The sequence below is a fragment of the Methanothrix sp. genome (assembly GCF_030055635.1).
In the GTDB taxonomy this organism is placed as follows: Archaea; Halobacteriota; Methanosarcinia; order Methanotrichales; family Methanotrichaceae; genus Methanothrix_B.
In genome coordinates, this window is record NZ_JASFYM010000004.1 from 64,878 (window position 1) to 76,900 (window position 12,023).

Annotated in this window: 11 protein-coding genes; 8 read left to right on the forward strand and 3 right to left on the reverse strand. The window is 55.6% G+C overall.

What is annotated here, in order from left to right; all coding sequences use genetic code 11:
• The first annotated feature begins 23 nt into the window (after positions 1 to 23).
• From cfbC to QFX31_RS02720, 4 genes are all read left to right on the forward strand, one after another.
• Positions 24 to 818, forward strand: coding sequence for a Ni-sirohydrochlorin a,c-diamide reductive cyclase ATP-dependent reductase subunit (gene cfbC, locus QFX31_RS02705; RefSeq protein ID WP_348530645.1), 795 nt, complete (start codon positions 24 to 26; stop codon positions 816 to 818).
• A 54-nt stretch (positions 819 to 872) separates the two neighbouring features.
• Positions 873 to 2,282, forward strand: a complete 1,410-nt coding sequence (gene cfbB / locus QFX31_RS02710) for a Ni-sirohydrochlorin a,c-diamide synthase (protein ID WP_348530605.1) — start codon at positions 873 to 875, stop codon at positions 2,280 to 2,282.
• A 229-nt stretch (positions 2,283 to 2,511) separates the two neighbouring features.
• Positions 2,512 to 3,534 (forward strand): deoxyhypusine synthase, encoded by a 1,023-nt coding sequence (locus tag QFX31_RS02715; RefSeq protein ID WP_348530606.1) that lies wholly within the window; start codon positions 2,512 to 2,514, stop codon positions 3,532 to 3,534.
• A gap of 358 nt (positions 3,535 to 3,892) precedes the next feature.
• Positions 3,893 to 5,089, forward strand: coding sequence for an Nre family DNA repair protein (locus QFX31_RS02720; protein ID WP_348530607.1), 1,197 nt, complete (start codon positions 3,893 to 3,895; stop codon positions 5,087 to 5,089).
• A 218-nt stretch (positions 5,090 to 5,307) separates the two neighbouring features.
• On the opposite strand, the gene QFX31_RS02725 is transcribed toward QFX31_RS02720, so the two are convergent.
• From QFX31_RS02725 to QFX31_RS02735, 3 genes are read right to left on the reverse strand one after another with little or no spacing between them, the layout of a single operon-like run.
• Complete coding sequence (locus QFX31_RS02725) at positions 5,308 to 5,814, reverse strand: hypothetical protein (protein ID WP_348530653.1); 507 nt, start codon at positions 5,812 to 5,814, stop codon at positions 5,308 to 5,310.
• Complete coding sequence (locus QFX31_RS02730; protein ID WP_348530608.1) at positions 5,771 to 7,225, reverse strand: radical SAM protein; 1,455 nt, start codon at positions 7,223 to 7,225, stop codon at positions 5,771 to 5,773. The genes QFX31_RS02725 and QFX31_RS02730 overlap by 44 nt, the downstream gene beginning before the upstream one ends.
• 13 nt (positions 7,226 to 7,238) lie before the next feature.
• Positions 7,239 to 8,603: a radical SAM protein gene (locus QFX31_RS02735; protein WP_348530609.1), complete on the reverse strand. Its 1,365-nt coding sequence runs from the start codon at positions 8,601 to 8,603 to the stop codon at positions 7,239 to 7,241.
• 223 nt (positions 8,604 to 8,826) lie between these two features.
• On the opposite strand from QFX31_RS02735, the gene QFX31_RS02740 reads away from it, so the two are divergent.
• The 4 genes from QFX31_RS02740 to QFX31_RS02755 all read left to right on the forward strand — a co-directional run bounded on the left by QFX31_RS02740 (position 8,827) and on the right by QFX31_RS02755 (position 11,800).
• Positions 8,827 to 9,444 (forward strand): DUF2284 domain-containing protein, encoded by a 618-nt coding sequence (locus QFX31_RS02740; RefSeq protein WP_348530610.1) that lies wholly within the window; start codon positions 8,827 to 8,829, stop codon positions 9,442 to 9,444.
• Positions 9,445 to 9,540: 96 nt separating this feature from the next.
• On the forward strand, positions 9,541 to 10,347 hold the full coding sequence (locus QFX31_RS02745) for an SAM-dependent chlorinase/fluorinase (protein ID WP_348530611.1): 807 nt from the start codon (positions 9,541 to 9,543) through the stop codon (positions 10,345 to 10,347).
• A complete protein-coding gene (gene mer, locus QFX31_RS02750; RefSeq protein WP_348530612.1) occupies positions 10,335 to 11,291 on the forward strand; it encodes a 5,10-methylenetetrahydromethanopterin reductase in 957 nt (318 codons plus the stop codon). The genes QFX31_RS02745 and mer overlap by 13 nt, the downstream gene beginning before the upstream one ends.
• On the forward strand, positions 11,288 to 11,800 hold the full coding sequence (locus QFX31_RS02755; protein ID WP_348530613.1) for a nicotinamide-nucleotide adenylyltransferase: 513 nt from the start codon (positions 11,288 to 11,290) through the stop codon (positions 11,798 to 11,800). Before mer ends, QFX31_RS02755 begins: the two co-directional genes overlap by 4 nt.
• Positions 11,801 to 12,023: the final 223 nt, after the last annotated feature.

A 12,023-nucleotide genomic window follows, 5' to 3' on the forward strand; every position in this document is an offset into this window, starting at 1 on the left:
CCATGAGCTACGCGGAGTCTGTCATGTCACCTATTAAGCATGTTGCCATCTACGGCAAGGGAGGTATCGGAAAGTCCTGCATAGCATCAAACGTGGCTGCTGCATGCGCCGAACGCGGGGTCAGGGTTCTGGTCGTCGGATGCGATCCCAAGAGCGACTCCTCGATCAATCTCATCGGCAGAAGAATTCCCACGATGATGGACATGATCAGGGAGGGGAAGGAGATCCGTGAGGAGGATGTCGTCTTCACCGGATACAGAGGGGTGAGATGCATAGAGGTCGGCGGCCCAGAGCCCGGCGTTGGATGCGCCGGAAGGGGCATAATAGTGGCGATAGACTTCCTGAGAAAGGTCTCCAGGATAATGGACGAGGTCGACCTTGTGCTCTACGACGTCCCTGGAGATATTGTGTGCGGTGGATTCTCGGCCCCCATAAGAAAGGGCCTCGTGACGGAGGCGTACATAATTACCTCCGGAGAGTACATGCCTGTGTACGCGGCCAACAACATATGCAGGGGCCTGAAGCGGCTGGGAGCAAGGCTGGCGGGTGTTGTCTGCAACTCCAGAGATGTTGAGGGGGAGAGGGAGATCGTCGATGAGTTCGCCAGGGCGATAGGTAGCAGGATGGTCGCGTTCATACCAAAAGATCCGGTGGTCCAGAGGTGCGAGCGCCGGGCTGTCACGGTGATCGAGGGCGAGCCTGAGAGCAGCATCGCAGGGGTTTATCGCGCCCTCGCAGAGCATCTTCTCAGCTGCAGCGATGCATCGGTGCCAGAGCCGCTCGAAGACGAGAAACTGCGTGAAATAACAAGAATGTAAACCGCTCCGCCTGATGAAATATGATTCTCTCGATTTCCCCTGGAGGGTATGGGTATGCGCATTCCGAGAATCGTCATAGCCGGTGACAGAAGCTCCAGTGGCAAGACCACGATAGTTGCAGGGCTCCTCTCAGCTCTCGTTCGCATGGGTCTGAAGGTGCAGGCCTTCAAGGTCGCCATGGATTACATAGACCCGAGCTATCACACCTGGATCACGGGGAGGTTCTGCAGGAACCTCGACGGTTATCTGATGAGCGAGGGCAGAGTGTTGGAAATATTCGATCATGCAGCCAGGGATGCTGATATCGCTGTGATCGAGGGGGTTCGCGGCCTCTACGAGGGATACGAGGGAGACGCTGGCTCCACTGCGCAGATCGCGAAGATGCTCCGCGCGCCCGTGATACTGGTCGTGGATGCGAGATCGATAACGAGAAGCGCAGCTGCCCTCGTGAAGGGATACATGGACTACGACAGGGATGTCCGGATAAGGGGAGTCATACTGAACAAGCTCGGCGGGGAGAGGCACGCAGACAAGGCGACAAAGGAGATAGAGCGCTACGCCGGTGTTCCGGTCGTGGGCGCGATACAGAGAAACGATGAGATGCACCTCGCAATGCGTCATCTCGGTCTGGTTCCTGTTACGGAAGGCAGACTGAGGCATCATGGTTTCGATGAGAGGGTCTCCCGTATACGGGAGATAGTCGAGATGAGCCTGGACATAAAGAGATTGATCGAGATAGCGGGCGGGGCTGAGGATATCCCTGATGCTGAGCATGATCTGTATTTGAGGAACGATCGCGGCCTCGGCCTGAAGGTGGGCGTTGCGCAGGATGAGGCGTTCAACTTCTACTACAGAGATAACCTGGAGCTGATCGAGCTTGCGGGCGCTGAGGTCGTGCCGTTCAGCCCCATACACGACTCCAGGATCCCGGAGGTGGACGGCCTGTACATAGGCGGCGGATACCCGGAGCTGTATGCAGAGGATCTGTCAAGGAACAGCTCCATGATGAAATCCATCAGCGATGCCCAGGCCGATGGCATGCCTGTGTATGCAGAATGTGGGGGGCTGATGTACATGTGCCGCGAGCTGGAGTGGTCTCAGGAGGGAGAAGTCTCGTCGTGCCAGAACTCATCATACCAGATGGTCGGAGTGGTTCCGGCGCTTGCGCGGAAGGGCCGGAGGAGGATCGTGAGTTACGTGAACGGGAGTTTCGTCACCGACACCTCCATCGGCAGGAGGGGTGATGGGTTCATGGGCCATGAGTTCCATCACTCAGAGCTCGTGGTGGATGGCGATGTGAGATACGCCATCAGGCTCAGCCGCGGCACAGGCATATCAGACGGCAGGGACGGAATAGTGGATGGAAGAATGATCGCAAGCTACTCGCATATCCATTCCGCATCGTACAGGGGCTTCCCGGACATCTTCCTGGATGCGTGCCGTGAGTACAGATACAGGTCTTGAAAACCCGAGAGGCTCTTGCTGTCAATCGCCACATAGGTGAACTCTGGTATATACAACCATTCACAGCCAACTCGCATATTCTCCAAGTTCATAAATCGCTGGATTACATGGCGAGCCATTCAGTATCGTGTATCATTTCTCATGGTTCTCACCTTGCCGATCCTTCCAGTTTCCCGGGCGCCGACCAGGAGACAACATTTAAAAACGTTCAGCGACCTCCTCTTGCTCCATGAGCTATCCTGAGTCAGAAATGCAGCAGAGAACGACGATTCCGATGGCTGACAGGAGCATAGGTGAGTTGGTCGCTGATATGGCCCGGATGGGGTTCCAGGCAGGGCAGCTCGGCCAGTCCCTGCGCGTCTGGGAGAACATGCTGAGCAAGGATGTGACGATATTTCTGGGACTGGCTGGTGCGATGGTCCCCGCAGGGCTCCAGGAGATGATCGCGTATCTCATATCCAGAAGATACGTGGACTGTCTGGTGAGCACAGGCGCAAACCTCTTCCACGATCTCTGCGAGGGTCTTGGGATAAGGCACTACAGGGGAAGCGCGTGTGCGGATGATGCTCATCTTAACGAATGCAAGATCGACAGGATCTTCGATGTCTTCGTCTCTGAGGTCGAGCTCCACAGGGCGGATAAGCACATCTCGGATCTCGTGATGAGCCTAAGGACCGATGTCGCATACTCCTCCAGGGAGATAATGGAGCTTCTCGGGAGGGACCTGCCGGAGACAACGATCCTCGGGGCTGCATATCGCGCCGGGGTTCCGGTATTCGTTCCCGCGCTCTCCGACAGCTCCATAGGGATAGGAATGGTCATAGCCTGGCGCAACGGCCACAGGGTCATTGTGGACCAGATCAGGGATGTGGATGAGATAACGCAGATATCTGAGAAGTCTGCGGAGACCGGAGTGGTCTTCATAGGCGGAGGCGTGCCGAAGAACTTCATACAGCAGACGAAGGTCATATCAGAGCTCATGGGTACCTACAGAGGAGGTCACTCATATGCGATACAGTACACCACAGACACCCCGCACTTCGGAGGGCTCTCAGGATGCACATTCAGCGAGGCCGTATCTTGGGGGAAGGTGGATAAAGAGGCGAGGATGGCACAGGTGTTCTCGGATGCCACAATCACCGTGCCTCTTGTGGTCCATGCTCTGAGAGAGCGTGTGAAGAGAAGATACTCCGTGCCCAGGTTCACATGGAGGGGATCCGAGCTCGAGCTCGTCTACGAGCGATCGCAGTGAAGGGCATCGCCGGATCTCCCCTCGTTCATTCCATCGCTCTTGTGTGCTCAGCAACTTAGGTCTGGCAAGCAGGTTGCTGGGATCACACATTCATTTTCCAAGAACGCATAGCAGGACCAGTGCCTCCTCTGGCAAGTCATCATATGGATAAGAGCGCATTCCATTTTGAGTCGCCTTCATAATCTCCACGTCAGTAGCATCTCCTGATAGACTGTACGCTGGATGTTCTGATGACCCAGCGCCTCTTGCCATACACAGCGCATGCAAGAGGGTGACAAAAGGATGAAATCGTTTGAGATCGACAGGTTTTGTCCGAGACGATTCATAACAGGAGGTTAACCCTCCATCTCATGCTTTCATGGCGGTAAGATGCATCACATGCAAGGGGCGCGGCCTCTGCGGCCGGCCAGTCTGTCCGCTGCTGATAAAGCTCGAGGAGCTCGCAGCCCTGCCGAGAATAGGTAATCGGCTCTCAGGCGAGTCGCCGCCTGAGGTCTTCGTCGGAAGGCACGGGTATCCGGTTGTGAGAGCTGGCCCCCTGGTGCCGGTCGGTGGTTCGCCGGAGCAGCCAGCGCTTGATATCGCCAGAATAATCTCTCTCAGAACCAGAATGGTCAGATCAGAGCTCGAGATACACGTTCAGGATGCAAAAAATCCGGGAAGGCTTCTGGAGAGCGCCCAGCAGATAGCGATGTCGAGCAGGCCAGTGGAGACAGAGGTCTCTTTCGTCAGACCTCCTGAGGGGAGGATGCTCTTCGATGGCGTACTCTCTCCGATGGGCCCAGGCGGCAGGATCGAGGACATCGATGTCACAGGCAATCCATTTGTTCCCAGGAAGGTCGATCAGATCGTGGGCGATACAGATGTCAGGGCGTCATCTGCAGTCTGCGAGCTCTACAGCTCCTCCATCAGCGTCGACCACATATCACGTCTTCTTTCCGTAGGTCTCCTGGGACGCGACCGCAGGCTCGTTCCCACAAGATGGGCGATAACAGCATCCGACGGCATCATTGGAAACGCCCTGCGCGGCCGCATTCTTGATATGCCTGAGTTTGTGGGATACGAGCTCTACTCGGGGGGCATTCTCGGAAACCACTTCGAGATAATTTTCATGCCCGGGGCATATTCGTTTGAGCTGATAGAGATCTGGCATCCCGGGTCCGCATGGTCCCCTGAGCACCTCTGGATAGGATCCGATCGGGAGGGGACCACAGGAAGGCGAACTTACAGCCCGCTCGCCGGAGGGTATTACGCTGCACGCCTGCCGGTTCTCGAGCACCTTCTCCGGATGAAGAGACAGGCTGGGATCCTGGCGCTCAGGGAGATCACGGAGGAGTATTGGGCGCCCCTGGGCGTATGGGTCGTGAGAGACGCAGCAAGAGCAGCCCTGGCATCACGCCCCCTCAGGTTCGAGACCCTAGAGGAGGCGATCAGATCCGCGGAGAGCAGGATGAGGACGAAGTCGAGCGCGTGGAAGCATCACTCGAAATCCTTCTCTCGCCAGACCACCCTCTCATCCTTCTTCGCCTCGGATAGCTCGAAAGATCCGCGGTGATGAAAATCGGTGGTCTATTTTAAGACGTGCGGATACGCGCAAAATAATAAGGCAATCAGTAGATGTCTCATCTCCGCGAAGTATCGGAGAGATGGACGGGATTTTGGGATCGCTGGATCCCCCAATTCTGTGCTAATCCATTAATTCAGGGGATGAGCCAAAACATATTTGGAGGGAGCCCGCCCATCCAGATACACTCAATGCAGCTAACCACTCAATTATTTACCACCTAGCTTAAAGGGTTTTGATTTCGCTCTGTAGGCCTGGATGGCTTCCCAAACGGGTTCGGGATCGATGCCATACTTGTCTATGTAATCCTGACGGCTGAGCTTATTTCCTTTGCCATCCACGTAGAGAACCACGCCGGTCACCATATGAATTTTTCCAGCCGGTACAGCAGCAATTTCTGCCGGTAACGGCAGGCATGCCAGCCAGTCATCTCCTACCTCAGCCTCGTTGATCTCAGAAACCGTGCCACAGCTCGGGCAAACTACCATGCGTTTCATATACATGACTTCACATTTATCTAAATAAATCTTCGCTATTATAGCAATATGGAGGTCATCTAGGCCGATTACTGATACATTCACTCGCCGGGAGCGCTTGGTAGACCATCGCTCTACGGGCTGATCATCCTCTGGAAAATAGACTGCAGTTATAACTCCAGAATGTTTTGGATCCTCACGCCACGCCCTTGCACAGCTCCCCTCGCGAAAGATCCTCAAGAAAGAGATCTCTTCTGCTCTTGATCCTCAGGAGGAGCTCGAGCCTTCTTCTCGCGTAGATCGGAGCGAGCCGCAGGGCCTCCCTCGCGAACCATCTCGGATAAAGCCTCTTGACCTTGTTGTACCTGAACCACTCCCAGTTGTAGTACCTGGCGTTCATCTCCCACGTGATGTACTGGACCTCCTCGGCGCTCAGGTGCTTCGTGCGGACGTTCGCATGTAGTCCATCGTAGAACCTGAAGTCGTTGTTCGTTATCAATCCCATGCGCTCCAGCTCCTCACGCATAGGGGTCTTGGGGTAGGGTGTGTTGATATAAAATATCGGAAAATCAACTTTGAGCTGCCTTGCGAGATGGAAGTTCGCCCACATGTCCTCTGCTGTGTCATCCGGATTCCCGCCGATGAGCCCTGTTGAGACTATGATATCGTTCTCGTGGAGATACCTGACGGCACGCTCTGCATGATCCGACATTCGTCCCTTACCGAAAAACTGGAGGTTCCTCTTGCTGGCGCTCTCAACGCCGAGGAAGACGCCATCAAAACCCGCCTCGCCCATCTTTTTCACGAGCCTCTCACTCGAGCCGATGCCGTATGCAGATGCCTGCGTCTTGTACCGCAGATGCGTCAGGCCTGCATCAATGATGGCATCGCAGAGCGCCTCCAGTCTCCTCACATCCAGCGTGATGTTGTCATCAGGGAAGAATATCGAGCCGGCGCCGTGCTCCTCCGCATCCTGTATGTCCTCTATGACCCTTTTGATATCGAACTTTCTGAAGCTCCTGCCGTACATGCTGTTTATCGAGCAGAACTTGCACCCCTGGGTGCATCCCCTGCTCGTCTCCACAGAGTCCACAGGGACATCAAATGCGTAGAAACCATCTGTGATCAGGCGAGCATCCCTGTTGGGCATCTCGATCTCCTCCGGATCGAGCAGCGTCCTTGGAGGGTTGTGCTTCATCTCAGATCCGGATCTGTATGACAATCCCAGAATACCATCCAATGGGCTATTCCTGATCAGAGCCATCACGAGCTCCCTGAAGGTCCTCTCCCCCTCACCCCGAACTATGTAATCTATGAGCCCCAGATCACTGCTCGAGCCGATCTCCCTGTAGAAGAGCGTGGGGTGGTAACCGCCGACCACAACCTCTGCGCCTGCATCCTTTGCGATGCCGGCGAGCTCCAGGGCTTTCGCGTACTGAAAGCTCATCGCTGTGAGCCCTATCAGATCGTATCGGTTCGCATGCCTTCTCACAAATTCATCAGGATCCCTTATGCCGTGGATGTCAGCGACATGCACATCGCAGAGGTCGTCGACTGCAGCTGCAAGCGATACCAGGCCGAGGTCCGGCAGCCTGGCGATCCTGTCGAAGTCAGGCTGCACAACAGGGGATGAGAGAAGGAGAACGCGCATCTGATTCACCACATCATACCAGAAGCCTGGGGGTCTTCGTCTCGAAGTCGAAGCTGTTCGCTCTTGTTATGTATGAGAAGACCTCTTTTAGACCATCTATCCCAGCGTACCGGTACGCATTCCTCCACACCCGCGCGGATGTTCTCAGCGGTGCGCTCCAGGGGTAGACGCGCTTGAGGGATCTGTCCAGAACCTCCTCCATCTCCTTCGGGGATATGTGGGGATGGTTCCAGACCAGATGCTTTCCGTCGAAGTGATGGTAATCGTGATCGAATATGCCGTAGCGCTCCTGGATCTCGTTCCAGAGCTGAGTCTGCGGCAGAGGCGTGAGAACGCATATCTGAGTTATATCGAGCTTGAGATCCGCAACCCTCTTTATATCCTCGTCTATCGAGCTCACAGTGTCATCCTCGAATCCGATCATGTAGTAGCCAACGGTTCCCATTCCATATCTCTGAAGGAGCTTTATCGTCTCCACGATCTCATCGACGCCCTCTCGCTTCTTTATATCATCCAGGCGCTCCTGATGGAGGTTCTCAATACCGATGGCAGCGCCTGCGAAACCGCTCACCATCCTGCGCGCACTGCCATCACGCCTGGCCACGCGCCGCCTCATCGCCACCCACTCATCTATCTTCTCCCTGAGGTAATCAGCCCTGGCCATGCATCCCCAGACCATGTCGTATTCGTCCAGAAGCTCGACAACCCTGTCCGCATGCTTCCTGTTCGCCCCGAAGTTCTCATCCTCTATTATCACAACGTTGATGTCGTTCTTCCTGTAGTAGTTTATCACCCTCTCGATGCTCTCGAGGGGTATCGGCGTTGGCTTTGGCGCGAAGCATGGGGTCTGGCAGAACTTGCACCCCACACCGCATCCCCTTGTTGTGAAGAGGATTCCATAGATGTTAAGCTTCAGCCCGAAGGGTGTGGAGAGGTACTCGATGAGCGGCGGGTGTATGACCGTATCGACCCTTCTCCCAAAATACGGAGCCACCTGGTGCTCCGCATATCCAACAAAAACCCTGTCGAACCTGTCCTGTATCTCAGGCGTCAGGGCGCCGTAGTTGCCGGCCCACAGCTCGTTTATTCCCTTTGCCCTCGCGGCCTCCACCATCTCCAGGATCTCATGCGTCTCGTTGAGGTAAAACGAGAATCCAACGACATCCCAGCCCTCATCAAGCTTGCGAAGATACTCATCCCATGTCGGGTACTCCAGGATCTCGAGCTCGGGGATGTTCTGCTTCAGGAACCTGAGCCCGAATGACTGTATCCTGGGCCAGTAGAACCTGAACCATCTGCTCCTCGAGTTGGAGCCTATGTAGTCGTAGGGCTCGTCGTCGTTCTTGTAGACAGTTGTGAAGAGCACCCTTGGGGCCATGATGGCGAGGTCGCCCTTTCAGGGCTTTAACCTTTACGATGTGCGCGATGACAGAGTAGCAAGGCGTAGACTACGGTCTTCAGGCCGGAGGAGGTCACTCCCAATCTATGCAAGTATTTCTGAGGATCTCGCAGAAACTTGTTACTGGGCCGGCCCCAGGATTCGGGTGTGGTAGCTCATTAATGTCAAAGGGATTTATACATGAAAAACAATAATCAATCATATGACAGACCGACAGAGCCTCAGGATCGATCTCGATGAAGTTTTCAGCAAACTAAAAGAGATCCATCAGGACATAAGGCTCATCTCCACGGGAGTTGTGGTCGTGAGCGAGTGGGTCAGGTGGAAGTGCAGGTACGGGTGCAGGGCGTACGGGAAGCATCTCTGCTGCCCGCCATATGCTCCGGCACCTGAGGAGACGAGGAGGATGCTTGCAGATTATGATGTCGCTGTGCTGGCGAGGTTCTCGCCCACGCCGACTCAGGGATACGAGCCGAGGAGGCTTCACCACTACCTCTGGGACTCGCTAACAGCGCTCCACAAAACAATCTTCGAGCTCGAGCGCGAGGCGTTTCTGATGGGATGCTACAAGGCGTTCGGGATGGGCGCGATGCCATGCACATTCTGCGAGACGTGTGTGGCGGAGGAGAAGATCTCCAGAGGCGAGCCGCCATCGCCCGCGGACGCGTTGCTCTGCAGGCACAAGGACATGATGCGGCCATCGCTTGAGGCCTGCGGCATAGATGTCTTCGCCACACTGAGAAACGCCGGCTACGATCTCAAGGTCCTGAGATCCTATCAGGAGCGCTTCAGCCTCTTCGGGATGGTGCTCCTGGACTGAAAAAGCAGCGTCCCAGCACGTGCATCTGCTGTGTGGCATCGGACCTGTATTGAATGGCTGAAGCCACCGAGCTGTTCATATGGTAACCTCCTGTGCATGGACATCGGAACTCCGGTCTTCGGGCCGGAACTGCTGGCAGGGATGGTATCGATGAGCAGGGTGATAACCTTCCTAACAGACTTCGGCTCATTCTATCTCTCACAGATGAAGGGCGTGATACTTCAGAGAACCACGGATGTCGTCTTTGTGGAGATCTCGACGGATATACCGCCGCAGGATGTCAGGAGCGGCGCGTTCGCGCTCATGGTCGCCTCCAGGTATTTCCCGCAGGGCACGATACACATCGCAGTTGTGGATCCGGGCGTCGGCACAGAGCGCGCTGCGATATGCGTGGAGAGCGGAGGGCACATATTTCTCGGCCCGGACAACGGTCTTCTGATGCCAGCTGCCCGATCCCTCGGATCGCCTGTCGCCTGGATTCTCGATGTGCCTGAAAACGCCTCCCCCACATTCCACGGGAGGGACATCTTCGCGCCAGCTGCTGCTGAGCTAATATGCGGCGCATCCCCTGAGGACATCGGCACGCCCTTCGAGCCTGAAGATCTCGATCTCGGATCCCCCAGGGTCTTCGCGAACGGAATCGAGGTGGATGTCATCTATGTGGATAACTTCGGAAACGTGGTTCTCAATATGAGCGAGCTGCCTGAGAGGGATCTGATGCTCATGGGTCGCAGGCTAAGACGCGTCCGTACATATGGAGAGGCCGGATGGAACGAATCTCTTATAACTCTTGGGAGCCATGGGTTCGCAGAAATAGCGGTCAACGGTGGGAGTGCCGCGGAGCTCTTTGGCATCTCCACCGGAGACAAAATCCTGCTGGAGGATGTGAGTTGTTCGGAATAGAGTTCGTTCCATCAGATCCCGCGCTCAAGATCGGGTATCTGTCCAAGCTGGCTGAGGATGTGGGATTCGAGACGGTATGGATCACAGACCATTACAACAACAGAGACGTTTACTCAACGCTTGCAGTTCTATCAATGCTCACGAACAGAATCAGGCTGGGGACAGGTGTGACAAATCCATACACCAGGAGCCCGATCATAACCGCCTCCAGCATAGCCTCGATCAACGAGCTCTCAGGCGGGAGGGCGATCCTCGGGATCGGTCCCGGGGACAAGGCGACGTTCGATGCGATGGGCATAGCATGGGAGAAGCCGCTCACCAGGGTGAGGGAGAGCGTGTCGGTGATCAGAGCTCTTCTGAGGAGGGAAAGGGTCACACAGGGCGGCATGAACGCTCAGCTCTCATTCTCCGCGGGGAACGTACCGATATACATGGGAGCTCAGGGGCCGAAGATGCTCGAGCTCGCCGGTGAGATCGCGGACGGTGTCCTCATAAACGCCTCCCATCCTGAGGACTTCAGGGCAGCCATACCCCTGATAAGAAATGGAATACAGAAGGCTGGCAGGAAGCCTGAGGATGTGAAGGTCTGCGCATACACCAGCTTCAGCGTCGACAGGGACGGATCAAAGGCGGCATCCGAGGCGAGGAAGGTCGTCGCATTCATAGCCGCAGGATCTCCAGATGCAGTTCTGGAGAGGCACGGCATCAGCGTCCAGGAGAGGGAGGCGATATCAAAGGCGATATCGAGGGGCGATTTCGCAGGCGCAATGAACAGCGTGACCGATAGGATGCTGGATGTCTTCTCCGTTACAGGAACACCTGATGACTGCAGGGCCAGGGTGGATGAGCTTCTAAAAACAGGAGTGGACCAGATAGTGGTCGGATCTCCAATCGGTCCCGACAAGGAGCGCTCGATAAGGCTGATCGGCAAGAGCATTCTATGAGGCGTGGCTTCTACATAGGCAGGTTCCAGCCGTACCACATGGGCCATCACCTCGTGCTGGAGCAGATCTCCCGGGAGGTCGACGAGATCATAGTCGGCATCGGCACAGCTCAGATCAGCCATACAGTGACTGATCCCTTCACTGCTGGCGAGAGGATCGCCATGATCTATGGCGCCCTCAGGGAGCTCGGTAGGTGGTTCTACATCATCCCCCTCCCGGACATAAACAGGAATGCTGTGTGGGTATCGCATGTGAAGTCCATGACCCCTCCGTTCGAGGTCGTGTACTCGAACAACCCCCTTGTCGTGGAGCTCTTCACAGAGGCAGGTATGGAGGTGAGGAGGCCGCCGATGTACAGGAGAGAGATATACTCGGGCACAGTGATAAGGAAGCTCATGATCGAGGGCGGAGAGTGGAGGCATCTCGTCCCCGAGGCAGTTGCAAAGGTGATTGAGGAGATAAAGGGCGTGGAGAGGCTGAGGAACATAAGCAGAAAGGACTTTGCGTAAGCTGCAGAAGACATCCTAGATTTATGGGAAAACACTCATGACTCAGTGTCGCCCATGTGGCTGAAAAATGGTCTGCATTCAACGACCATTTCCGTACCAAGCAAGCATAAGACCTCCTTAAGGGGAAGGAGGTCGCATCGAGCCGTGCCGGATGGACGATTGTGGAGAAAGAATCTTGCGGCTTCGATCAATCTGGGCGTTCTCACAGAAGATCCGGGATGTC

Coding starts and splice junctions, on each gene's coding strand:
- cfbC (WP_348530645.1), top strand. CDS start 24: ATGTCACCTATTAAGCATGTTGCCATCTACGGCAAGGGAGGTATCGGA.
- cfbB (WP_348530605.1), top strand. CDS start 873: ATGCGCATTCCGAGAATCGTCATAGCCGGTGACAGAAGCTCCAGTGGC.
- QFX31_RS02715 (WP_348530606.1), top strand. CDS start 2,512: ATGAGCTATCCTGAGTCAGAAATGCAGCAGAGAACGACGATTCCGATG.
- QFX31_RS02720 (WP_348530607.1), top strand. CDS start 3,893: ATGGCGGTAAGATGCATCACATGCAAGGGGCGCGGCCTCTGCGGCCGG.
- QFX31_RS02730 (WP_348530608.1), bottom strand. CDS start 7,225: ATGCGCGTTCTCCTTCTCTCATCCCCTGTTGTGCAGCCTGACTTCGAC.
- QFX31_RS02735 (WP_348530609.1), bottom strand. CDS start 8,603: ATGGCCCCAAGGGTGCTCTTCACAACTGTCTACAAGAACGACGACGAG.
- QFX31_RS02740 (WP_348530610.1), top strand. CDS start 8,827: ATGACAGACCGACAGAGCCTCAGGATCGATCTCGATGAAGTTTTCAGC.
- QFX31_RS02745 (WP_348530611.1), top strand. CDS start 9,541: ATGGACATCGGAACTCCGGTCTTCGGGCCGGAACTGCTGGCAGGGATG.
- QFX31_RS02755 (WP_348530613.1), top strand. CDS start 11,288: ATGAGGCGTGGCTTCTACATAGGCAGGTTCCAGCCGTACCACATGGGC.